Below are 23,130 nucleotides of genomic sequence, written 5' to 3' on the forward strand. Positions count from 1 at the left end.
TCTCTCGACGAGCGACCGACCGCTGCTATCCGGGGCCGCCACCGGGGGAGGAGCCGAAACAAATATTATCTAGTGATATAACCTAGTTATCGATGGCGCCGACCCAGATTCAACGCGCTCGCGACGGCGAGGTGACGGCAGCGATGGAACGGGTGGCCGAGCGAGAGCATCGCGACCCGGAGTTCATCCGGGAACAGGTCGCCAGCGGCCAGGCGGTCATCCCCAACAATCACGCCCACGACGCGCTCGATCCGATGATCATCGGGCGGGAGTTCGCCACGAAGGTTAACGCCAACATCGGCAACAGCGAGGAGACGAGTGATCTACAGGGGGAACTGGAAAAGCTCCACGCGGCGGTCCACTACGGGGCGGATACGGTGATGGATCTCTCGACGGGGGCCAACCTCGACGAGATTCGCGAGACGAACGTCGATCACTCGCCGGTGCCCGTCGGTACGGTTCCCATCTACGAGGCGATCAAGCACGTCGACGATCCTGCCGACCTCACCCACGACCTGTTGCTCGACGTGATCGAAAAGCAGGCCCAACAGGGGGTCGACTACATGACGGTCCACGCCGGCGTTTTGATGGAGCACCTGCCGCTGACCGACGGCCGGAAGACGGGTATCGTCTCCCGTGGCGGGTCGATTCTAGCCCAGTGGATCGAGGAGAACGGAGCGCAGAACCCGCTGTACACCCACTTCGAGGACATCTGTGGGATCTTCGCCGAACACGACGTCACGTTCTCGCTCGGCGACGGGCTTCGGCCGGGGAGTCTCGCCGACGCGAGTGACGAGGCCCAGTTCGCCGAACTCGATACCTTGGGCGAACTCACCCGGACGGCGTGGGACCACGGAGTGCAGGTGATGGTCGAAGGACCGGGCCACGTCCCGATGGATCAGGTTGCGAACAACGTCGAGCGCCAACAGGCGGTCTGTGATGGCGCCCCGTTCTACGTGCTCGGCCCGCTCGTCACCGACGTCGCACCGGGGTACGACCATATCACGAGCGCCATCGGCGCGGCCGAGGCGGGCCGTGCCGGGGCCGCGATGCTCTGTTACGTTACGCCGAAAGAGCACTTGGGACTTCCCGGCCGCGAAGACGTGCGCGACGGGCTGGCGGCCTACCGAATCGCCGCCCACGCGGCGGACGTGGCGGCCGGCCTGCCGGGCGCCCGTGACTGGGACGACGCGCTCTCGGAGGCGCGCTACGAGTTCGACTGGCGTCGGCAGTTCGACCTCGCGCTAGATCCGGAGCGAGCCCAGGCGTACCACGATCAGACTCTTCCCGGAGACAACTACAAGGAGGCGCGGTTCTGCTCGATGTGTGGTGTGGAGTTCTGCTCGATGCGGATCGACCAGGACGCCCGCGACGCGGACGGCAAGATGTCGGCCATCGACGACGAGACCGATCTCGATGCCTCACCGGCGGCCGAGACGAACCTCCCGCCGGTCGGAACTCACGACACGAGCAGCGTCCCGGATGAAATCGAGATTGACGGCGTTACGTTCACGCCGGAAGGGGGCCACGCCGACGACTGAGCGCGGACAGCGGCCGAGCATCCCGATCCGGGTGATCACCGTCGGCGGCACGTCCGCAGGGATCGCGGGGAGCCAATAGGGGACTGCCCCACCGCGCAACCAACGCCGTTGCTGCCAACCCGCGTCCGCGACTGCGCGAGCGTTCGCCCACCGAGGGGCACGTGGGGACCCGAACGACGCCCCCGCGTCAGGCGGTGTCGACGCCCGTAATTTCGACTCGTGTTCCGCCGCCGTCGCTGTCTGTCACCGCGACCTTCCAGCCGTGACCGTCGACGATGCGCTTGACGATCCGCAACCCAAGGCCGGTTCCATCGGTCGTAGTCGAGTAGCCAGCCTCGAAGACCTCCTCGCGTTCGTTCTCGGGAATCCCGACCCCGTCGTCCGCGACGTAGAACCCGTCGGGCAGGTCGCCGACTGACACCGTCACCTCCGCCCCACCGTGTTCGACGGCGTTGGCGAAGAGATTCTCCAGCACCTGGCGGAAGCGGCTGCGGTCGGCACGTATCGTCCGGTCGCTCTCGACAGCCAGCGTGGCGTCGTCGCTCGGGACCATCTGCCAACACTCCTCGGCTTGTGCCGGCACCGAGAGTGGTTCGGTGCTGCCCACCGTATCGCCGCACTGTGCGAGCGTCGACAGGTCGTCGATAAGCGCCTGACTCCGGTCCAGTGCATCGGCTGCGGCCGACAGGTGGGTGGAGTCGTCCTCTGCCTGTGCCAACTCCAGCCGCCCCGTGGCGGCCTGAAGTGGGTTTCGTAGGTCGTGGGTGACGACGTCGGTAAATTCCTCCAACCGCTCGTTTTGGGTCTCGAGTTCCTGCCTGCGCTCGACTTGCTCCGTGACGTTCTGTGTCAGTGCGATTCCGTGAGTGATCGCTCCGCCACCGGTTTCGACCGGCACCGTCCGATTCCGGTAGGTCCGGTCCCCGAGCGTCTGTGTGAACGTATGACTGCGCCCGTTCAGGGCCTCGGTGAAATAGTGTGCGAGTTCTTCGGCGAGCGCGTCCGGGAAGACGTCGTGTGGAGTCGTCCCTTCGACATCGTCGGGTGAGAGACCGACCGCGTCGAGTTCTGGCCCACGAGCCCGGACGTACCGAAGGTCGTCGTCGAACAGGAACACTGCCCCGTTGGGAATATTCTCCGAGAGTGTCCGATACTGACGACTCAGCTCCAGTATCTCTTCGACGCGACGCTTGCTCTCGGTCACGTCCTGAATCGTCCCACGAACTCTGACGAGCTCTCCGTCCTCGGTCTGTGGCTGCCCGTGGACGGACACCCACCGTGTCTCTCCGTCTGCGGGCTGGAGCCGCAGCTCTAGGTCGTACGGCTCGCCGGTTTCGACCGCGTCCGTACACGCCTCCCGAAGCGTCTCCCGGTCGTCCGGATGGTGCAGGTCCACGACCGCTTCGGTGTCCGCGGGCGCCTCCGGTGGACGGTCGTAGATTTCGTAGACCTGATCCGTCCACGTGATTCGGTCCTCCAAAATGTCGTACTCCCACGCACCGATGTCGGCGATGTCCTGCGCTTTCCTGAAGAGGTCGTTTTGCCGCTCCAGTTGCTCTTTTTGCCACCGTTTTTCCGTGATGTCGTAAAACGAAACCACCAACTGTTCGATCTCACCGTCCAACACGACGGGAGCAACCTTGCCCGGTCTGGCAACCTGACCGGCCGGCAGTTCGAGGTCGACCGTGTATTCGAGCGGTTCACCACGCTCGACGCACGTCCGGTATGCCCCCCGAATTTTCCGCCCGTCCTCCGGGCCGAACACCTCACACGGCGTGTGTCCGACGATACCTGTCCGGTCCCGGCCAATGAGTTCGAGCGCCTGCGGGTTACACCGTTGATATCGGAATCCGTCGCGTTCGACATCGACCAACAGCAGTCCAACCAAGGCGCTCTCGAAGACGGTGGCGTACTCCTCTCTCGTCTCCCGGAGCCGGGTTTCGGATCGGTACTGTGAGACGGCGTTTCCGATGCGGTTGGCGAGCAACTCGTACTGATCCGTCCCTTTCCCTTTCTGTAGGTAATCGGTCGCGCCGTGGGCAATCGCCTCGCTGGCGACCTCCTCGCTCCCCTTACCGGTGAACAGAATAAACGGTAACTCGGGCCACTCGTCGCGGACACGTCGCAGGAACTCGATGCCGTTTGCCCCCGGCATGTCGTAATCGGAAACGACACAGTCGGGTGGCTGGCTTCTGATCCTGTCGATGGCCTCGGCGACACTCGTGGCCGTCTGAACGGCGAAACGGTCGTCTTCGCGCTCGAGGAACGTCGCCGTCAGCTTGCCAAGCTGAGTGTCGTCGTCGACGTGAAGCACTCGCACCGTCTGGGTCACAACGTATTATGTTGCCTGCAAAAGAGTAAATGATTTACCATCCCCAAGTGCGTCGTGTTCCACGGCGTGACCCCTCATAGTCTGCAGTGGCGACGCCGCGACGAGACGGAGCGCGGAATACCTGTATGCGTCGTGAACGCCGCTTCAAGCGTAGATACCCCGGCGGCTGCTCCTCAGCCGGGTCGTCGGTTCGGGTTGCTCCAAGTCGACCACACGCATAGATTCGGAGCGTGGACCGGAGCGTTTGAGACTGCCGACCTCTCTCGCAACCCGCGGATCGAAAGAAGCGTTCAGATCGAGCAGCACTCGCCGAAATAGAACGACTCGCCGATAAGTACAATCCCCTTCGAGCCGGGAGATGGCCGAGCACGTGGAGACCGGTCGGAGCGCGTATCGGAAACACGCCGGTTCGTGGAACAACGCCCCCGAAGCGGCCGGAATAGATCGTCTGCGACCGAAGTCCAACACATCCCGGAACCAGCCGACGAGTGACGACGCCTAGCGGATGAACTCGGCACCACCTCGACAACGGATGCCCTGCGGCGAGATGGTGAGTTCAGTCCGGGCACCGACACCACTCGGTTCGGGTCGTGGGTCGCGGCCCCGTGAGACGGGTTGGCTTGTTCGTTATCCAATTGAACCGCGCAACCCCGAAATTCGCGGGTTTCAAAGACCATTTGACCGGGGAGAGCGACGATCACCGGCGAGATCAGACCGAGCTATCCCTCTATAATCCACCCGTTGAACGGCGTGACGGTGATCGGCAATCAGTCATAGGCAATCTTCAACCGCCTCACAACAACACAGGTAGGGGAAAACGGGTGACGTAAGCGCGTTCGATCACAGCACCGGGCTGTGAGACAGGGCGCGCGAAAATAGGAGCGAACGACTATGCAACGACGCAAGTTCATCACTGGTGTGGGATCACTCGCGGCCGCGGCGGTCGCTGTGACTGGTACTGGTGCGTTTACTAACGTGACTGCAAGCCGGAACGTCGACGTGGCGGTTGCTGACGACGCAAGCGCGTACCTGCGACTGGAGGGGACCGGCGGCGCAAACTCCGAGTACGTGACCGACGACGGGAACGGTGGAACGCTGTCCATCGACCTAGATGCCAGTAACGCAACTGGTGGTGGAGGTGACGGTGTCAATCCCGACGCAGTGACCCAGATAGACGACCTCTTCCACATCGAGAATCAGGGAACGCAAGAGGTCGAAGTCAGTCTCTCCAAGACAGGAGACAATAGCTCTCTGGTGAAGTTCTACAAGGATGGTAACGCGTACGACGGAGACTCGATTGGGAGTAGCCCAGTCACCCTCGGGACGGGGAGTAGTGTTACTGTCAGTATCGAGATCGACACGGTCGGTGAAAGTGTGAGCGACGGCGACCAGCTCCTCGGTTCGGTGACCTTCACCGCGACCGCAACCAACTAGGAGGAGTAATAATGAACCGTCGAAGATTCGTGCTGGGACTCGGGGCCCTCGCCGGTGGCGGTGCGGCAACCGTGGGTACCGGAGCGTTCTCCAGTGTCGAGGCGCAGCGTAATATCAGCGTCACGGTCAGCGACGACGCCGACGCACACCTCGGCATTCAGCCGACCGATGAACCGAGCGGAAATTACGTCGACACCACCTCGAATGACGCCCTCGCAATCGACCTCACCGCGAGCAACAACAATGTCGGGAGCGGAATCGCTGGTGGGGAGGGACTGAACGCGAACGCGATCACCGAGATTGCCGATGTGTTCGAGATCCGGAATCAGGGCGCCCAGACAGTTGAGGTAACCGCGACCCCACTGGCGTATCTCGAGACCGACTCTGGAGCGGTGGCCGTTCTGCTCGTGCCACAAAACGCACCAGATCTGTTTGGTTTCGGAGTCTTCTATCCAACGGACGGAATCACGATCAAGGAACTAGCTCCTGGTGAGGACATCCGCTTTGGCCTCATCGGCCTCCCACTTTCGGAGAGTGCAATCGACTCATCAGGTATCAGTGACGAACTAGCGATCAGCGCGGAGGCGGTGTAACAATGCCAAACGAGCCACCGACGGTCAGTGATTACGAGGAGATGGCAGAGGTTGACTTCGACTTCAGTGACGACGAGCTAGATAGGGAGACTCTAAACGCGAGACTCGCTGAAATGTTCGACAACTAGAATCGAGCGGGTTCTCTCCGCTATTCTCTAATTTCTATATCGACGAAAGTGACGCCGTTGAGCCAAACGCGTCTCGTGCCTGTTGTACGGTGTCGTGAACTAACTCAGCGACGTACGACGACCGGAGACCCCTGTCAAACTCCCTTCTGCGAGGGAGTAGTTCCGCGCTCAGAGGTGATGAATCCAGTCGTCTCAGAGTTCGCACTTCGCGGTCGTGATCCCTGAGTATGACCGAGGAACAGTAGTGGACTCGCCGGGATTTGAACCCGGGGCCTCTCCCATGCCAAGGGAGTGATCTACCCCTGATCTACGAGCCCGCGTCGCAACGAACCGTACCGCGGTCCACATAATAAGGCCTTCGGATCGGGGCGTCGGTCGTGTCACAGTCCCACGGCCCCGAACCCTCGGATTCGAAACGGTTTAGTGCTGGACTGCGTTGGTTCGGGTGGGAACGGCGCGACCGCAAATCCGACTCGCCTTCGGGCTTGGGATTGCGGGAGTGTGTGACCGACAGCTGTCGGTCACGGATACGCTTCTGCGGTCTGTGCGGTTCCAATCCATCTATGGCACGAATGCACACCCGCCGCCGTGGCTCGTCCGGTTCGGACAAGCCGGCGGCAGACGAACCCCCGGAGTGGAGCGACGTAGACGAAGCGGACATCGAAGAGCGCGTGGTCGAACTCGCCGAGCAGGGTCACGACCCGAGCGTCATCGGGATGAAACTGCGCGACGAGGGCGTGAAAGGCACGCCAATCCCCGACGTCAAGCTGGCGACGGGGAAGAAGCTCACCGAGATTCTGGCAGAACACGACGCTGAGCCGGAACTGCCCGAGGACCTGCGCAGCCTGATGGAGCGGGCCCTCCGCCTGCGCGAGCATATGCAGGAGAACCCTCAGGACCACCAGAACAAGCGCGCACTCCAGAACACGGAGTCGAAGATCCGCCGCCTCGTGAACTACTACCGCGGCGACGCGCTCGACGAGGACTTCACGTACAGCTACGAGGTCGCCGTCGAACTGCTCGAGGAATAGATGTCCACCGCGCCCGCGACAGTCGAGGACGCCGACGCCGGCGACGTGGCCGCGACGCTCCGTGACGCCCCGTTCGTCCGGGTCGTCGCGGCGGCGAACGGCGACGCGCTGGCCGCCAGCGGCGTCCTCGCGCGGGCGTTACGGGAGCGATCCACGCCCTTCCAGGTGCGCGTCGACCCGGTGCCCAACCCCTTGCCGGCCGACGGCGACGATGTCGCCCTCGCACTCGGCGTGACGGGTGGGGACCTCGCACTCCCGGGCGACGCGCGGCCGACGAGTGTCGGGGCCGCGGCGGCGGCCCGCGAACTCGGCGTCGACTCCGATCCGATCCTCGCGCTCGCGGGGGTCACCGCGGCCGGTCGCCCGGTCGGTGACGCGCCGTCGTTGCTCGACGCGGCCACAGAGCAGACGGAGATCGAGCGTCGCCCGGGATTAGCGGTTCCGACGACCGACCCGGTTGAGGGTCTCGCCCACTCGACGCTCGTTCGCGGGCCGGGGTCGGGCGATCCCGAACAGGTGCGGGCGGCGCTCGCGGACCTCGGTGTTCCCGCCGACCCCGAGAGTGCGGACCGTCGGCAGTTGGCGTCGTGGCTGGCTATCGAGGCTTCGGCGCCGTCGACGCGGGCTGCGGAGGCCGTCGAGCGGGTCCTGCATCCGTACGCGACCCCGGAGCGTCGGTTCGCGACCGTCGCAGGGTTCGGTGACGCCCTTGACGCGGCCGCACGCGAGCGGCCGGGGACGGGAGTCGCCCTCGCCATTCGCGACGCCGAGGCGACCCGGTCGGCCGTCGTCGACGCCTGGCGGGGACACGCCCGGGCGGTCCACGGGGCGCTGTCGGACGCGACGACGGGTCGATACGACGGCGTCTTCGTCGCGCGCGTCGCGGACGGTGATCCGGGTCGGCTCGAAACGGTCGCTCGCCTCTGTCGGGACTTCGAGTCGCCGGAGCCGACCGTGTTGGTCGTTGCCGACGAGGCGGCTGCCGCCGCGAGCACGGCCGACGACGGTCTCGACGCGGCGATGGCCGAGGCGGTTCGGGCGGTCGACGCGGACGGGCAGAGCGCCGGTGGCTCCCGGTGGGCGACGGCGCGGTTCGACGACGCGAGCGCGGACGCGGACGCGTTCGAAGCGGAGGTATCGAGGTTCATCGCGGCGTTCAGGGGGGCGCTATGAGACGCGCCCGCGTCGAGACGACACACGAGGACGCGTCGGCGGTGGCGGCCGCACTCCGGCCGGACAACACGCCGTCGATGACGACCGACGTGGCGGACGACGTCGTCCGCACGGTCGTCGAACGCGAGACCGCAGGCGGTCTGGGGTCGACCCTCGACGATTACGTGGTGAACCTGACGGTCGCGGAGACCGTCGTACAAACGGCACGCGGACACAACCACAATCATGAGTGAACGCTCAGTACCCAAGCAGCAACGTGGCAAGCGCTGGTATACGGTTTTCGCCCCGGAGCAGTACGACCGGGCGGAACTCGGCCAGACGCTCGCCGACGAACCGGAGAAGATCATCGGACGAACCATCGAGACGACCCTCGGCGACCTCACGAACGACGCCGGGTCGAACAACACCAAACTCACGTTCAAGATCACGGACGTGGGGTCGGACTCCGCGTACACGGAGTTCGTCAAGCACGAACTCACGCGGGACTACCTGCGGAGTCTGGTGCGCCGCGGCGCCTCGAAGGTCGGCGCCACCGTGACGGTGCTGACGACGGACGACTACCGCGTCCGCGTACAGCCCGTCGCGTTCACGACGAAGAAGGCCGACCGGAGCCAGGAGCAGGCCATCCGGCGGGTCATGATCGACCTCGTCGAGGAAGCTGCCGACGAACGCGACTTCGAGTCCTTCGTCGAGAGCTGTATCGAGGGGCGTCTCTCCTCGGCCGTCTACGGCGAGGCCAAGACCATCTACCCGCTCCGGCGGGTCGAGGTCCAGAAACTCACCCTCGAAGCGCGGCCCGAAGAGGTCGCCGCCGAGGAGGAGGCCGCCGTCGACGTCGACGAGGAAGACGTCGCTGTCGACGAGGACTGATCGGTACCGACCGACCCTTTTTGCGGACGCCGCGATCCGAGTACGGATGTGTGTCCGGCGACAAGGACACCCGATGACCGAGTTGGAGTACGCAAACGCCGGCTACCGACGGCTGTTCGCATCCGACGGCCTCTCGTTCGGAATCGGGTTCCCGCTTACGGGCGTCCGGGAATCGACCCCAGACATCGCGACGGAGACACGACTCGCGAGCCACGCCGAGTCGGTTGGTTTCGACGGTCTCTGGGCACGGGACGTCCCGACGTACTGGCCGCGGTTCGGCGACGCTGGCGGCGCGTTCGATACGTGGCCCCTGCTCTCGCACGCGGCGGCGCACACCGACGAGATAGCGCTCGGAACCGCTAGCGTCGTCCTTCCGCTCCGGCACCCGATTCACGTGGCCAAGGCCGCGGCGAGCGTCGACCGTCTCTCGGAGGGCCGACTCGTCCTCGGCGTCGCCTCCGGCGACCGTGACCCCGAGTATCCCGCGTTCGGCGTCGACCCGGACGACCGGGACGTGACGGTCCGCGAGCGCATCGACGCGATTCGGACCCTCTGGCGCGAGGAGTATCCGACCCTCGATGGCCCGTGGGGTGAACTCGACGGCAAGTTGGACGTGTTGCCGAAGCCGACGACGGAGACGCTTCCACTGTTCCCGACGGGCCACGCCCGCCAGTCGGTCGAGTGGATTGCCGACCACGGTGACGGCTGGATCTTCTATCACCTCCCGGAGGAAACACTCCGGAGCTACTTAGACCGGTGGCGGAACCTCGCGGGCGAGAAACCGTTCGTGATCGCCGTCCGCGTCGATCTCACGGACGACCCGGGAGCGGAGCCGGAGCCGATCCACCTCGGCTACCGCGCCGGTATCGACTGGTTTCGGGACTACTTCCGACGACTGTCGGAGTACGGTCTCGATCACGCCATCATCAGCCTCCTGTCCGCGAAGCCCCGGCGGGCGATGACGCGGTTCGCCGCGGGCGTCCTCGACGAGCACTGACCGGCGACGACCGCCGGCCACGTGACGTAAGCCCCGAGTTCGCCCGGTACGCTTGTGCCCACCGGGACCCCACACAGTGGTATGAGCACCGCCCAGGCGCTACGAGAGCTACTGACGCCGGCCGAGGAACTGACCATCGTCTGTCACAACAACCCCGATCCGGACTGTCTCGCGAGCGCGCTAGCGCTCGGACGGATCGCCGCAGCCGTCGGAATCGACGAGCGGCGGATCCTCTACAGCGGGGACATCTCACACCAGCAAAACCGGGCGTTCATCAACCTCCTCGATATCGACCTCCGGGAGTTCGACACGGAGAGCATCCGTGACCGCCCGCCGGAGTCGCTCCTAGCGTTTGTCGATCACGCTGTCCCCGGCGCGAACAACCGCGTGTCGGACGGGACGCCGGTGGACATCGTCTTCGATCACCATCCTGCGGAGGATATCGATGCTCGCTTTGTCGACCACCGCGAGACCATCGGCGCGACGGCGACGATTCTCACCGAATACGTCCGGGCGTTCGACCTCGACCTCGATGCCACGCTGGCGACGGCGCTGCTGTTTGCGATCCGGCGGGAGACGCTGGGCTTTCTCCGTGGCGCGACCGACGCCGAGTACGACGCCGCGGGATATCTCCACGACGCGGCGGATCTGGATCTGCTCCGACAGCTCTCGACGCCGTCGGTCACCGGTGCCACCGTCGACGCCATCGCCCGCGCCATCGCCAACCGGCGGGTTCGGGGCGCGGTGCTCATCTCCCACGTCGGCCGGACGACCGAACGAGACGCCCTCCCGCAAGCGGCGGACTACCTCGCCACGCTGGAGGGGGTCGAAACCGCCGTCGTCTTCGGTGTCGTCGACGAGAGCATCCACCTGAGCGCACGCTCGACGGACACACGGGTCCACATCGGCGACGTGCTCACCGAGGCGTTCTCGGATGTGGGCAGCGCCGGCGGCCACCGGGAGATGGCCGGCGGCGAGGTACCGCTCGGCATCTTCGCCGACTACACCAGCGACGACGCCCAACTGGTCGATATCGTCGAACAGGTCATCACCGCCCGACTCGTCGCGGGACTGAACCTGCAAGCGGACGACGCCCTCTGAGTCGGGGCGACGTAACCGGCCGCCGGCGCCGGGAGCCGAACGCTTATGATTGGCCATTTTTTAGGTATGCCTAAAATGGACGAGTCGACGGACCAGATCGCCGGGGCCGTGTTTCGGGCGCTGAGTCGCCGCGGGCACGAGGCGGTAGAGCGGGCGGTGGTCGACGCCTACACCGGCGTCGGCGGGGAGACTGCGGCGGATCGGGAGCAACTCTCACGGACGGTGTTCGCGGAGTTGCTCGACGCGTTGGACCGCGAACTCGACGGCGAGGAGCAGGTGGCCGTGCTCACGGCGGCCGTCGAGGATCTCGTGGATCGGTTCTCGACGGTGATCGACGCGGCGCCCGTGGCGATCTGTGCCGTCGACGAGAGGGGCTGCGTACAGCTCTGGAATCCGGCCGCCGAGCGAACCTTCGGCCGGGAGCGGGCGGCCGTCCTCGGTCGTTCGTTCGGTGTGACTTGGGCCGACAGACCGGACGGCGACGGATTCGACGCCCTCCTCGACCGCCTGCGGCGGGGAGCGCGGATCGCGGGCGAGGACGCACACCACCGGCGGCCGGACGGCTCCCTCCTCGATACCCGGATCTGGGCTGCCCCGCTCCGCCGGGAGGACGGGGGCGCGGCGTTTGTCGTCCTCGACGTGACGGATCGCCGGGGGCGTCGACAGCGACTCGGCGTCCTCAACCGGGTGTTGCGCCACAACCTCCGGAACGACGTGAACGTCGTACAGGGTCACGTCGATCAACTGGCGACACACGTAGACGACGAGGCGGCGAGACGGAGCCTCGATGTCGCTCGGCGCCGCCTCGATGATCTCGTCGAGTTGAGCGACGAGGCCCGGTTGATCGCTCGGGTTGCCGACGCCGACCGGACCGAGGCGACCCGGCTGGATCTGGCCGCCGTGACGCGGGAGCGACTCGCCGAACTCCGGCGGACGTTCCCCGACTGTGAGATTCGGGCGACACTCCCGGACGTGGCCCCCGTGAGCGCGCACGAACTTCTCTCACACGCCGTCGACAACGTCCTCGAAAACGCGGTCGAGCACAACGAAACACCCGTTCCGCGGGTGTGTGTGGATCTCTCGACGGCCGACGCCGGCGAGCGAGTCGTCCTCCGAATCGTCGACGACGGTCCCGGACTCCCGCCGGTGGAGCGGCGCGTCCTCGAGGCGGGGGCGGAGACACAACTCACCCATAGCACCGGGCTTGGGCTGTGGCTCACGAACTGGATCGTTCGCGTGTCGAGCGGCCGAGTCGACGTCGACACCGGCGACGACGGGACGACCGTCGTCGTCGAACTCCCGACGGCGTGATCACTCCTCGACGACGACCTGTCCGACCATCCCCGCCCGCTCGTGTGGGATACAGAAGTAGTTGAACCGGCCGGGCGTCTCGAAGGTGTGGCTGAACGTCTCCCCGTTTTCGAGCGCGCCGTCCAACCCGTCCCACGCCTCGCGGGCGGCGCTCGTGGAGTCGTAGCCGCCCGTGGCGAAGAAGTCCGCACCCTCGGGGATGCCGTCGTCGTAGGCGGTGACGGAGTGAGCGCGGGCGCTGTTGTTGTGCCAGACAACGTCCTCACCGACGGTGATCGTGATGGTCGCGGGCTGGAAGGCTTCGGCGGTCATACCGACATCGCCCTTGACGTCACCGCTGACGCCACCGGCGACACAGCCGGCGCTGCCGACGGCCAGTCCCGTTCCGAGCGCCGCGAGGAGTCGACGCCTGTGCATACGTATCACTCGGCGCGCGACGAATAAAGGCAGACTGGTTCGGTGATCGAATCCGACGATATAAAGACGTAAATCCTCGGTCCCAGAGGTTGGGCCTATGCAACCGCGGTTCGTCGGGCGTCTGGGGCTGGCCGACGCCGTGACGGTCAGCAACGCGATGCTCGGGTTCCTGGCCGCGTTTGTCGCGACGGAGAACGCCCCACTCGCGGCCCGCATCGTCCTCCTGGCGGCCGTCGCCGACGGCCTCGACGGAGTCGTCGCGCGGAAGCGCGGGGGGACGCCTGCCGGTCCCTATCTCGACTCTCTCGCCGACGTGGCCTCTTTCGGCGTCGCCCCCGCCATGCTCATCGCGTCGCGGGCGGCCGACGCCTGGACGCTCGCCGACCGCCCTCTCCTCTATGCACTGGGACTGCTCCTCCCCGCCGTCTACGTCGCGATGGCGGTCACCCGCCTCGGCCTCTATACCGCCTACGACAGCGACCTCGCGGAGACGAAAGGCTCGCCTTCGACGCTCGCCGCGACCATTCTCGCGGCCGGCGTCCTCGCGGGCTTCGTCGGCCCGCTCCTGCTCGTTGGCCTCTCCGGCGTCCTCGCGGGGCTGATGGTGACACAGATCACCTACCCCGACCTCCATCCACAGGACGCCCTCGTGATGGGCGTCGTCCAAGGGCTCGCCATCCTCCTGCGAGGGCGGCCGGGGGAGGTGTTCGCGTTCGCGCTCCTATTTCTGGCGCTCGCCTACCTCACGCTCGGGCCGCGATTCTACTGGACTAGCTGACGACCGTCAGCCTACATCCCCATGTCGGCTGCCTCGTCGGGCACCGGGAGGTTCGCGACGCCGACGCCGAGCAGTTCCGCGGCGTGATCGAGTGCCATGTCGAAGCCGTAGTACCGCTCCAGTTCGTCGCCGTCCGGGTCGGGACGCACCCTCACCATGGCGTACCCCTCGCTGTTCTGTGCGAGCGTTGCCGTCCGGCCATCGCGTTCGAACGTCAGGACCCGTTCCCCACCGGACTCGTAGTATCGCGCGGCGATGTCACCGTCGTGGTCGGTCATACTTGTCTGTTGGTCTCCGGCCTGTCGAACCTTGCGGTCGATCAGCGAATCTCGTCGGCGATGGTGCTGCGCAACACCTCGCTGGTCCCCTCGTATATCTCGTTTAGCTTGGCGTCGCGGTAGAACCGCTCGACTGGGAAGTCCTTTGTGTAGCCGTACCCCCCGTGGACCTGGATCGCCTCGTTTGCCACCTCACGACTCACCTCGCTCGCGTGGAGTTTGGCCTGGGCGGCCGCCTTGACGAACCGCTCGCCGCGCATCTTCCGGTCGGCCGCTCGGTGCATCAACAACCGTGCCGTCTCCACTTTCGTATCCATGTCCGCGAGTTTGTGACCGACCGCCTGGAAGTCGCCGATGGGCTGGCCGAACTGCTCGCGCTCGTTCGCGTACGCCACGGCCTCGTCTAGCGCCGCTCGGGCGATGCCCACGCCACGGGCCGCGATGGTGATCCGTCCCGCGTTGAGCGTCTTCAGCGCCTGGACGAACCCGTCGCCCTCCGCGCCGAGGCGGCGGTCGGCCGGGAGTCGAAGCTCGGAAAAGCGCAGTTCCGCCGTCGGACAGCCCTTGTCGCCGAGTTTGTGTTCGGTCCCCTCGACGTGGAAGCCGTCGTCCTCCGCGGGCCGGACGACGAACGAGGAGATGCCGTCCCGACCCGCGTCCGGGTCGGTCTTGGCAAAGAGGATCACCGTGTCGGCGACCGACCCGTTCGATATCCAGAGTTTGTCGCCGTCGACGACGTACTCGTCGCCCTCGCGGACGGCCGTCGTCTCCATGGCCGGGACGTCGCTCCCGGCGCCCGCCTCCGAGAGCGCGAAAGCCCCGATGTCAGTCCCCTCGTTCAGTGGCGTCAGATACTCCTCCATCTGGGCGTCGGTGCCGAAGGCGTCGAGCATTCCGCCCGCGAGACTCGTGTGGGCGGCGACAATCGTCCCGAGACCGCCGCTCCCGCGGCTGATCTCCGCGAGACAGGCGGCGTAGGCGTGATAGTCGAGACCGGCGCCCCCGTAGGCCTCGTCGAAGGGCATTCCCATCAGCCCGAGGTCGGCCATCTGTGACACTAGTTCGGCCGGGAACTCGTCGGTTTCGTCGATTTCGGCCGCGACCGGGACGACCTCCGCGTCGACGAAGTCGGCCACCATGTCACGCATCTGGGCCTGCTCGGCGGAGTGGCTGAGGTCCATACCTGTCGTACGGCGGCCCGTCGTCTTATATCTGGGTCCCCGGTTCGGCCGGAGCCGAATGAGCTAAGTACACCCCGGCGGACGTACCGATATGGCACACGACGCCGCGGCGACGGACAGGGGTGTCGGGTTCGGCATGCTGTTCTCGATTCTCGCGGCCGGAGGCGCGCTGGCGATGCTGGCCGCACCCGGACAGTTGACCAAGGCCTGGGGGTTCGCCTTGGGCCTCGTGGCGGCGCTTCTCGCGGTCGTCTCGATCCAGGCGTACGCCTGATTGTCCGGCGGTCGGGCACCCGGGCTTGAAAGAGTTAAGATGCTGAATCCCCTACAACGGGTGAACGATGACCTCTCTGACCGAAGAGGAACGGCGGATCCTCGCGTACCTCCACGACAGCGTTTCCCGGGGTGAGCGCTACTTCCGCGCGAAGAATATCGCCGACGCCATCGGGCTGACGGCCAAGCAGGTCGGCTCTCGGCTCCCGCGACTGGCCGAGAAGTCCGAGGACGTCGAAATCGAGAAGTGGGGGCGCGCCCGGTCGACAACGTGGCGCGTCACGCAGGGGTGACCCTCGGATTTTTCAGCGTACGGCCGGAGGTTCGTCCATGACCGTACGCGTTCGTCGGGCGTTCGAGTTCGAGACACCACCCGAACAGGTCTGGGAGTTTATCGCTGATCCCGGCAAGCGGGCCGGCGCGATCAGTGTCGTCCGCGACTTCGAGGTCGACGGCAACAGCGCGACCTGGGAGATCGACCTCGATCTTCCGCTGATCGACCGCACCGCGACCGTCGAGACCGAGGACGTCGAACGAGACGAGCCTCAATATGTGAAGTTCGTCGGCCGTTCGTCGGTCCTCCGGGTCACCGGCGAACACCGCATCGAGGAGACCGAAACGGGCTCGCGCCTCCACAACGAGTTCGTCGTCGACGGTCGGCTTCCGGGCGTCGAGCGCTTCTTCAAGAAACGCCTCGACAACGAACTCGACAACCTCGAAGCGGCGCTCAGGCGCGAACTGGGGCTGCCGGCCTGAGATGAAACTCGCGCTCGCCCAACTCGACCAGACCGCCGGCGACGTCGAGGGAAACGTCGACCGGGCGATCACGGCCGTCGCCGACGCCGCCGGCCGCGGCGCCGACCTGGTCGTCCTCCCCGAACTGTTCACCGTCGGCTACTTCGCGTTCGACGCCTACAACCGCGCCGCGGAGGGACTGGACGGTCCCACGTTCACCCGTCTCGCCGACGCCGCGGCCGATCACGGCGTCGGTCTCCTCGCGGGGAGTCACGTCGAGGACCTCGCTGAGAGTGCTGCCGCCGGCGTCGAGACGCCCGCGGCCGACGGCCTCGCCAACACCTGTGTCTTCTACGACCGCGACGGCCGCCGCCGAGCGGTCTATCGCAAACACCACCTCTTTGGGTACGAGTCCGCCGAGACGCGCCTGCTCACGCCCGGGGAGTCACTCTCGACCGTCGACTTCGAGGGCTTTACCGTCGGTATGTCGACGTGTTACGACCTGCGGTTCCCGGAGCTGTACCGTCGGCTCGCGGACCGCGGGACGACGCTCGTCTGCGTGCCGAGCGCGTGGCCCTACCCCCGGGTCGAACACTGGCGGACGCTGGCGCGGGCCCGCGCCATCGAGAACCTCACCTACGTGGCGGCGGCCAACGGCGCCGCGACCTTCGAGGATGCGACCCTCCTCGGGCGGTCGACCGTCTACGATCCCTGGGGAACGACACTCGCGAGCGCCGGCGACGAGGGGACTCTCGTCGTCGCCGACCTCGATCCCGACCGGATCGACGCCGTTCGCGAGGAGTTCCCGGCGCTGCGCGACCGGCGGGACTGAGGCGACCAACGGGGCGAGCGACGCCAGCGACCCCTGCCGCTGTCGGAGCCTTTATCACGGAGAGAACACTACCGAAGGATGCCGACGTATCGACGCTTTTCTCGTCGAGACTCGGCATCAACATCCACCACGTCGTCGCTCGCCCCGGTCGGGTCGCTCCCCTCGCCCGGCAGGAGCGACTCGACGTCCCGATCCCGCCTCCCTCTCGTCCGCCCCTTTGTACGCGGGTCTGATCTGTGTTCCAGTGACTCGGTGAGCAACCGGTACCGACGTACGACAGTCTGTCTCACGCCGCGTGCTTCTCGACTTCGCCTTTGAGCGCCGCGGCGTCGCAGTCGTGATCCGGGCGGATGTTGACGAAATCGACGAAGTCCAGTGCGGCGATCAGATCCTCGGTGTCGTAGGCCGTCGCCGCGGCGTCGACCGTCGCCGTCGCGCCGACGAGTGGTTCGAGGGCGGCGAGTCCACAGGCGATGTCGTACGCCCGGGCGTCCGCCCGCCCCTCGCTCCCGATGTTGGTCGCGTCGATGAAGTAGAGTTCGTCCCCGAGGACGAGAACGTTCTCGGCTCGGAGGTCGCCGTGGGCGAGGCCGTGGTCGTGCATCGTCCGGAGCGCGGCGAACAGGTCGGGAGCGAGCTCCCGCGCGGCCTCCCGGTCGAGTTCGTCGAGCGGTCGGAACTCGGGCAGATACTCGAGGACGACGACCCCGAGACCAGCGATTTCGAGCGCTTCGAGGGGTTCGGGCGCGTTCAATCCGGTCTCGCGCATCCGCTCGGTCGCTTCCAGTTCGTGGGTCGCCATCTGATAGGGCGTGCCGAAATGCTCGAAGAAGCCCTCGGTTCCCGCGGAGAAGACGCCGATGTTCCGGCCGGTGGTGATGAGCGCGTGGACGAGGGAGTTCTGCTTGGAGATCACCTTCACGAAGAGTTCCTCGTCGAGGACGAGCGGCGTCGAGAGCCAGTTGTCGGCATCGAGATAGCGGACGGACGGCTCCTCGTGGTCGTACCGCTCCGCGACCGCTGTGATCACCTGGTCGAGGCGGTCGTCGTCGACCCGGCCGCGGAGGAACCGCCTGACTTCCATCAGCAGTCGATACGCGGTCGGGAGGGATATATGTTCGTCGCTGTGACTACGTCGAAGGCTCGTCGAGTGACCCGGACAGCGCCCGTACCGCCCGTTCGCCGTCGGATTGCGGGACGGACAGACGAACCGGCTCGTCGCCGAACCGCTCGATCACGAGCGCCGACCGGCGCGTCCGGAGATACCGGGCTAGTAAGGCGAGGCCGACGAACGACAGGGCGAGGCCGCCGAACAACAGCAACGTCGTGAGGGTCGCGAGCGCCGACGCCAGCACGTCGATCACCGTCAGGACGCCCCCGACGGGGGCTGTGCCGGCCGCCCCAGACCCTATCGACAGCGTCGCGCCGAGGTCCATCGCCCGGAGGATGGCACCGCCGGCGGCGGCGGCCAGTCCGTAGCCCAGCGCCCGAATCCCCCACCCGAGGAGCCGTCGGTCGCCCGCGGCGTCGACGCTCATGCCTGCGACGTTCGGCCGGTCGACCGCCTCGAACCGGCGGCCGTCGGCCGCCGGGTTGTACGCGACCACCCGGTGGCTGGTGACGGCTGCCCACCCGGTGCCGAGCGGCGTCGCGGTGACGACTGACTCGCCGTCGTAACAGTATCGCTCCGCCTCGGACGCCGCGTTCGTCGGATGGGTGGCGGCGTCGTCTCCACGCCCGCTCACGCCCGTAACCCCCTCGTCCATCGCTCGGGGAGAGGGCGCCCCCGGTCCTTACCCTTTCGGCTGGTTTCGGTCGAATTTTAACGGCTGGGTGCGCGAATTCGCGGTATGGGTCTCGGTGAGACGATAGCATGAGCGACTCCGACGGTCCTTCCGGGTTCGTGGAGTACGGTATCGAGGACAGACCGCCGATCCCGACGTCGATACTGCTCGGGGTTCAACATTACCTGACGATGGTCGGGGCGAACGTCGCGGTGCCGCTTATTCTCGCGGGGGCACTGGGGATGCCCGACGCGGTCGTTCCGCGATTCGTCGGCACCTTCTTCGTCGTCTCGGGCATCGCGACGCTGGCGCAGACAACCTTCGGGAACCGCTATCCCATCGTTCAGGGGGCGCCCTTTTCGATGCTCGCGCCGGCGCTTGCAGTCATCGGCGTCGTACAGGCGAGCAACCCCGCAGGACCGGCCTGGGAGGCCGCACTCCTCCAGTTACAGGGGGCAATCGTCGTCGCGGCAGTCGTTGAGGTTGCGGTCGGCTATCTCGGCTTGCTCGGCCGTCTGCGGTCGTACATCTCGCCGGTCATCATCGCGCCGACCATCGCTCTGATCGGCCTGGCGCTGTTCAACGCACCACAGGTGACCGCCGCCTCGGGCAACTGGTGGTTGCTCGGCCTGACACTCGTCCTGATCGTCCTGTTCTCGCAGTACCTCGGGGACGCCTCGCGGGCGTTTCAACTGTTCCCGGTCCTGCTCGGCGTCGTCGTCGCTTGGATCATCGCCGCCGTCCTCTCGGTGATTGGCGTCTACGGTCCCGAGACGTCCGGGTTCGTCGACCTCGCCTCCGTGGCGTCGGCACCGGCGCTGATGCCGATCTACCCGCTCCAGTGGGGTGTTCCACAGATCGAGACGGCGTTCGTGATCGGCATGCTCGCCGGCGTCGCGGCGTCGATGCTGGAGTCGTTCGGTGACTACCACGCTGTCGCGCGACTCTCGGGGGTCGGCGCGCCGAGCGAGGAGCGGATCAACCACGGCATCGGGATGGAAGGGCTAATGAACGTCTTTGCCGGCCTCATGGGAACCGGGGGGTCGACCTCCTACTCCGAGAACATCGGCGCCATCGGCCTGACCGGCGTCGCCTCGCGGTACGTCGTCCAGATCGGTGCCGCGGTGATGCTCGTCGTCGGCTTCGTCGGCTACTTCGGCCAGTTGATCGCAACCATCCCCGACCCCATCGTCGGCGGTCTCTACGTCGCCATGTTCGGACAGATCGTCGCGGTCGGCCTCTCGAACTTGGAGTACGTCGACTTAGACTCCTCGCGGAACGTCTTCGTCGTCGGTATCGCGCTGTTTACCGGCCTCGCCGTCCCAGCCTACATGGGCAACGTCGGCAGCGCCGCGGCGTTCCGGGAAGGGATGCGAGGCGTCGCCGTCCTCGGTCCGGTGCTCGGCGCCCGCGCCGTCGCCGATACGATCTACGTCATCGGTTCGACCGGCATGGCCGTCGGCGGCCTCGTGGCGTTCGTCCTCGACAACACCATCGAAGGCACCCGCGAGGAACGCGGCCTCGTAGAGTGGGAGCAGGCGACCGAGGAGGATGCCGCCTTCCGCTCCGCGTTCGACCGGTTCCTCCGCGACGACTGACGGGTCGGTACTCTTTTAGGCCGTCCTAAATACGTATCTGACGCCGCCGTTGCTGCCGCCACTACATCCCAACCGACGAGGGGGTGCCGGCCGGCGCGCGAATTTTTAGGCGCGCCGAAAAACCGACGGGCTTTTGTATTTTTAGGTCAGCCTAAAATCTATGCGACACACGAGAAGACGGATGATTCAGGCGGCGGGCGTTGCGCTCGGCGCCGGACTGGCCGGCTGTGGCGGCGAGAGTGGAACTGGCGCGGCCGAAGGGACGGAAGACGGGACGTCCGAATCCACCGCGACCGAGACGGCCGACGCTACGGCGACCGAGACGCCGGCCGCGGAGGCATCCGTGGACACGGCGCTCGCAGCCGAGTGGAACGTCATGCGAGCGCGACTCCACGACGCGGTGGCACTCGGCCGCACCGACCACGCCGCCACGGCCGCGACGCTCGTCGGCGACGTATTCGCCCGGTTCGAGAACGCCGGTGGCGAGTACGGCGCCCACGAGGGCCTCGAATCGACCAGCGAGGAGGCCTACGAGGCCTTCGAGGGGAGCCTCGGCGACGCTCGTTCGGCGTTCGAGGCAGGCGGTTCCGACGACGCCATCAGCGCCCTTGACGTCGCGGGGGACGAACTGCTGTCGGCCCAACAGGAGCGAACCGGTGACGCCGCCGCCGAGGTGTTCTCCCTGTTCGTGTTCGCCTCGCGCGTCCGGAACGTCGACGCCCTCGCTAGCGCCGGCCTGACCGACGCGGCCGCGACAGTCGGGCAAGCCGCCCTCGCCGACTTCGAGCAGGCGGCGGTCCACGACACCATCGAATCGGCCGGCCAGGAGTATTACGAGGCCTTCGAGGGCGGCCTGGAAGACGCCGTCTCGGCCGCTCAGGAGGGTGACGCCGGCGCCGTCCACGAGGCGACGCTGTCGGCGTCACAGGGCGTCGTCGACGCCGCGTACGAACTCGTTCCGGACGGGGTGGCCGGCGTTGGCCACCTCTCTCTGCTGGGCGCCGTCGGCTTCGACACCGAGATGGCCGCCGGCCTGGGCGGCCCGGGACTCGGTCTTGCACACGCCGCTAGCCTGAACGGCTACCGCGCCCGCGTCCGTGACGCCGCGTGGCTCTACGAGGCCGGAGACCCCGAGGCGGCGACGACCGCCGCCCAGTCTATCTTCCAGCACTTCGAAGGGGCTCGCGCCCACGAGGCCCTCGAAGCGGCCAGCGAGGACGCCTACGAACAGTTCGAACACGAGGGACTCGAATCGCTGATCGAGGCCATCGAGAACGGCGACGACGCCGGCGTCGCGGACGCGGTAGCGACGACTCACGACGGTCTCACGGCCGGTATCGAGTCCCTCGCCGGCGGGGCAGCGCCCGTGCTCGAATCCGGGTTCTTCCGCGCTCGGCTCGGCGACGCACGCGAGCACTACACCCAGGGCAACGGCGAGGCTGCCGCGACGGTTGCGGAGGACCTCTTCGCCCGCTTCGAGGAGAACGAGGCCGACTTCCACGAGAGCCTAGAGGAGGAAAGCGAGGACCTCTATCACACCTTCGAGGAGGAACACCTGACGGCCCTGCCAGACGCCTTCCGCGGAGGCGACGACGACGCCGTCGATACCCATCTCACAGGGGCGACCGACGCCCTGATCGAGTTCGAGGCGTCGGCGTCGACGCCCGTCGCCAGCGCGGCCGCCGCGACGTACATGACCGGGCGTGCCGGCGACGCGGGCGCCCTCGCGACACTCGGCGCGACCGACCGCGCCGAAACGGTCGCTACCGCCGCCTTCGAGTACTTCGAGGCGGGGGCGAACGGCTTCCACGAGGCCGTCGAGGAGGCCAGCGAGGAGCGGTACCACGCCTTCGAGGAGGCACTAGGTGCCGTTCGCTCGGCGACGACCGGCGACAGCGAGGAGCCACGCTCCTCGGGCAGCCAGACGGAGTCCGTCGGCGCGTACGACGCCGCGACGACGTTCGCCGACGAGGCGACCGCCGCAATCTACGCTGTCGTCGAGAGCGGCGGGAGCGGTGGCGAGGCGAACGTCGGACCCCTGATGAGCGACGTGTTCGCGACCTTCGAGAACGCCCGCGTCCACGAGGCACTCGAAGCGGGAGATGGCGAGGCCTACGAGACGTTCGAGACGGCGCTTTCGGACTACATCAGTGCACTCGAAGGCGGCGACGTCGACGCCCCGGCCGAGCGGTTCGCACAAGCGACGCGGACTGCCTTCTTCGCCGTCTCGGGCGCCGTGGACGACGCGCCGGAGATGTCCGGCGGCCACGGCGAGGGCGGCCACGGCGGTGATGGCCGCGGCGAGGGTGGCCACGGTGGTGGCGGTGACTTCGAGGGCGGCCCCAACGTCGTCGAGGGCGTCCCCGACGACGCCGACCACGTCGTCGATATGACGGCCGTCGCGTTCGATCCCGCCGAACTCACCGTTTCGGTCGGCGAGACGGTTGCCTGGCAGCACACCGGCGGCGAACCCCACAGCGTCACGGCCTACGCCGACGGGATTCCCGAGGGGGCGAGCTACTGGGCGTCCGGTGACTTCGACTCCGAGGAGGCCGCTCGCGAGGGCTGGGAGAACGGTCGGGGCTACGTCGCGCCCGGTCACTCCTACGTTCACACCTTCGAGACGGCCGGCGAACACGGCTACTTCTGTATCCCGCACGAGGCCGCGGGGATGGAGGGCACCGTCGTCGTCGAGGAGTGACCCGACAACGGGGTCCCTGACCCTCCACCGACACCGGTCCCC

At 66.7% G+C, this 23,130-nt stretch carries 24 protein-coding genes, 1 tRNA gene and 2 pseudogenes; 20 read left to right on the forward strand and 7 right to left on the reverse strand.

Annotation, left to right across the window (positions count from 1 at the left end):
* Nucleotides 1-92 precede the first annotated feature (92 nt).
* On the forward strand, nt 93-1,541 hold the full coding sequence (thiC, locus tag NO878_RS03465; protein ID WP_256404565.1) for a phosphomethylpyrimidine synthase ThiC: 1,449 nt from the start codon (nt 93-95) through the stop codon (nt 1,539-1,541).
* A 187-nt stretch (nt 1,542-1,728) separates the two neighbouring features.
* Here the strand turns inward: thiC and NO878_RS03470 are convergent, their stop codons facing one another.
* Nucleotides 1,729-3,873 carry a PAS domain-containing protein gene (locus tag NO878_RS03470; RefSeq protein ID WP_256404566.1) on the reverse strand — a complete coding sequence of 715 codons (2,145 nt, stop codon included), beginning with the start codon at nt 3,871-3,873 and terminating at the stop codon, nt 1,729-1,731.
* A gap of 352 nt (nt 3,874-4,225) precedes the next feature.
* On the opposite strand from NO878_RS03470, the pseudogene NO878_RS17225 reads away from it, so the two are divergent.
* The 5 genes and pseudogenes from NO878_RS17225 to NO878_RS03485 all read left to right on the forward strand — a co-directional run.
* A pseudogene (locus tag NO878_RS17225) lies at nt 4,226-4,375 on the forward strand (hypothetical protein); the annotation flags it as partial.
* Between the two features lie 2 nt (nt 4,376-4,377).
* Nucleotides 4,378-4,482: pseudogene (locus NO878_RS17230) on the forward strand (hypothetical protein); the annotation flags it as partial.
* A 309-nt stretch (nt 4,483-4,791) separates the two neighbouring features.
* Nucleotides 4,792-5,307, forward strand: a complete 516-nt coding sequence (locus NO878_RS03475; protein ID WP_256404567.1) for a DUF1102 domain-containing protein — start codon at nt 4,792-4,794, stop codon at nt 5,305-5,307.
* An 11-nt stretch (nt 5,308-5,318) separates the two neighbouring features.
* Complete coding sequence (locus NO878_RS03480) at nt 5,319-5,900, forward strand: hypothetical protein (RefSeq protein WP_256404568.1); 582 nt, start codon at nt 5,319-5,321, stop codon at nt 5,898-5,900.
* A 2-nt stretch (nt 5,901-5,902) separates the two neighbouring features.
* Nucleotides 5,903-6,028 (forward strand): hypothetical protein, encoded by a 126-nt coding sequence (locus tag NO878_RS03485; RefSeq protein ID WP_256404569.1) that lies wholly within the window; start codon nt 5,903-5,905, stop codon nt 6,026-6,028.
* Nucleotides 6,029-6,273: 245 nt separating this feature from the next.
* On the opposite strand, the gene NO878_RS03490 is transcribed toward NO878_RS03485, so the two are convergent.
* Nucleotides 6,274-6,345: transfer RNA gene (locus tag NO878_RS03490), tRNA-Ala, on the reverse strand.
* Between the two features lie 246 nt (nt 6,346-6,591).
* Between NO878_RS03490 and NO878_RS03495 the strand changes: the two genes are divergently transcribed.
* The 7 genes from NO878_RS03495 (at nt 6,592) to NO878_RS03525 (ending at nt 12,511) form a co-directional block, all read left to right on the forward strand.
* Entirely contained in the window at nt 6,592-7,059 is a 468-nt protein-coding gene (locus NO878_RS03495; protein WP_256404570.1) for a 30S ribosomal protein S15, read from the forward strand.
* Entirely contained in the window at nt 7,060-8,232 is a 1,173-nt protein-coding gene (locus NO878_RS03500; RefSeq protein ID WP_256404571.1) for an exonuclease RecJ, read from the forward strand.
* Nucleotides 8,229-8,465, forward strand: a complete 237-nt coding sequence (locus tag NO878_RS03505) for a KEOPS complex subunit Pcc1 (RefSeq protein ID WP_256404572.1) — start codon at nt 8,229-8,231, stop codon at nt 8,463-8,465. The genes NO878_RS03500 and NO878_RS03505 overlap by 4 nt, the downstream gene beginning before the upstream one ends.
* Nucleotides 8,458-9,102 (forward strand): 30S ribosomal protein S3ae, encoded by a 645-nt coding sequence (locus NO878_RS03510; RefSeq protein ID WP_256404573.1) that lies wholly within the window; start codon nt 8,458-8,460, stop codon nt 9,100-9,102. Before NO878_RS03505 ends, NO878_RS03510 begins: the two co-directional genes overlap by 8 nt.
* A 73-nt stretch (nt 9,103-9,175) precedes the next feature.
* Nucleotides 9,176-10,099, forward strand: a complete 924-nt coding sequence (locus NO878_RS03515; protein WP_256404574.1) for an LLM class oxidoreductase — start codon at nt 9,176-9,178, stop codon at nt 10,097-10,099.
* A gap of 81 nt (nt 10,100-10,180) precedes the next feature.
* Entirely contained in the window at nt 10,181-11,200 is a 1,020-nt protein-coding gene (locus tag NO878_RS03520) for a DHH family phosphoesterase (RefSeq protein ID WP_256404575.1), read from the forward strand.
* A gap of 75 nt (nt 11,201-11,275) precedes the next feature.
* Entirely contained in the window at nt 11,276-12,511 is a 1,236-nt protein-coding gene (locus tag NO878_RS03525; protein ID WP_256404576.1) for an ATP-binding protein, read from the forward strand.
* Here the strand turns inward: NO878_RS03525 and NO878_RS03530 are convergent, their stop codons facing one another.
* Complete coding sequence (locus NO878_RS03530; RefSeq protein ID WP_256404577.1) at nt 12,512-12,928, reverse strand: cupredoxin domain-containing protein; 417 nt, start codon at nt 12,926-12,928, stop codon at nt 12,512-12,514.
* Between the two features lie 97 nt (nt 12,929-13,025).
* On the opposite strand from NO878_RS03530, the gene NO878_RS03535 reads away from it, so the two are divergent.
* A complete protein-coding gene (locus NO878_RS03535) occupies nt 13,026-13,706 on the forward strand; it encodes a protein sorting system archaetidylserine synthase (protein ID WP_256404578.1) in 681 nt (226 codons plus the stop codon).
* A gap of 11 nt (nt 13,707-13,717) precedes the next feature.
* On the opposite strand, the gene NO878_RS03540 is transcribed toward NO878_RS03535, so the two are convergent.
* Together NO878_RS03540 and NO878_RS03545 are read right to left on the reverse strand one after the other, a co-directional pair.
* Nucleotides 13,718-13,984, reverse strand: coding sequence for a DUF7111 family protein (locus NO878_RS03540; protein WP_256404579.1), 267 nt, complete (start codon nt 13,982-13,984; stop codon nt 13,718-13,720).
* 41 nt (nt 13,985-14,025) lie between these two features.
* On the reverse strand, nt 14,026-15,165 hold the full coding sequence (locus NO878_RS03545; RefSeq protein ID WP_256404580.1) for an acyl-CoA dehydrogenase family protein: 1,140 nt from the start codon (nt 15,163-15,165) through the stop codon (nt 14,026-14,028).
* A 91-nt stretch (nt 15,166-15,256) separates the two neighbouring features.
* On the opposite strand from NO878_RS03545, the gene NO878_RS03550 reads away from it, so the two are divergent.
* The 4 genes from NO878_RS03550 to NO878_RS03565 all read left to right on the forward strand — a co-directional run bounded on the left by NO878_RS03550 (nt 15,257) and on the right by NO878_RS03565 (nt 17,005).
* Entirely contained in the window at nt 15,257-15,439 is a 183-nt protein-coding gene (locus NO878_RS03550) for a DUF7525 family protein (protein WP_256404581.1), read from the forward strand.
* A gap of 67 nt (nt 15,440-15,506) precedes the next feature.
* Complete coding sequence (locus NO878_RS03555; protein ID WP_114586681.1) at nt 15,507-15,731, forward strand: DUF7123 family protein; 225 nt, start codon at nt 15,507-15,509, stop codon at nt 15,729-15,731.
* Nucleotides 15,732-15,768: 37 nt separating this feature from the next.
* Nucleotides 15,769-16,194 carry an SRPBCC family protein gene (locus NO878_RS03560; protein ID WP_256404582.1) on the forward strand — a complete coding sequence of 142 codons (426 nt, stop codon included), beginning with the start codon at nt 15,769-15,771 and terminating at the stop codon, nt 16,192-16,194.
* 1 nt (nt 16,195) lies between these two features.
* Nucleotides 16,196-17,005, forward strand: a complete 810-nt coding sequence (locus NO878_RS03565; protein WP_256404583.1) for a carbon-nitrogen family hydrolase — start codon at nt 16,196-16,198, stop codon at nt 17,003-17,005.
* Between the two features lie 286 nt (nt 17,006-17,291).
* Here NO878_RS03565 and NO878_RS03570 read toward each other — a convergent pair whose 3' ends face one another.
* On the reverse strand, nt 17,292-18,089 hold the full coding sequence (locus NO878_RS03570) for an RIO1 family regulatory kinase/ATPase domain-containing protein (protein ID WP_256404584.1): 798 nt from the start codon (nt 18,087-18,089) through the stop codon (nt 17,292-17,294).
* 46 nt (nt 18,090-18,135) lie between these two features.
* Nucleotides 18,136-18,771: a hypothetical protein gene (locus NO878_RS03575; RefSeq protein ID WP_256404585.1), complete on the reverse strand. Its 636-nt coding sequence runs from the start codon at nt 18,769-18,771 to the stop codon at nt 18,136-18,138.
* A 107-nt stretch (nt 18,772-18,878) separates the two neighbouring features.
* On the opposite strand from NO878_RS03575, the gene NO878_RS03580 reads away from it, so the two are divergent.
* Together NO878_RS03580 and NO878_RS03585 are read left to right on the forward strand one after the other, a co-directional pair.
* Entirely contained in the window at nt 18,879-20,387 is a 1,509-nt protein-coding gene (locus tag NO878_RS03580) for a uracil-xanthine permease family protein (protein WP_256404586.1), read from the forward strand.
* A gap of 160 nt (nt 20,388-20,547) precedes the next feature.
* Nucleotides 20,548-23,088, forward strand: a complete 2,541-nt coding sequence (locus NO878_RS03585; protein ID WP_256404587.1) for a DUF5059 domain-containing protein — start codon at nt 20,548-20,550, stop codon at nt 23,086-23,088.
* Nucleotides 23,089-23,130: the final 42 nt, after the last annotated feature.

Source organism: Haloplanus ruber (assembly GCF_024494725.1).
GTDB lineage: Archaea > Halobacteriota > Halobacteria > Halobacteriales > Haloferacaceae > Haloplanus > Haloplanus ruber.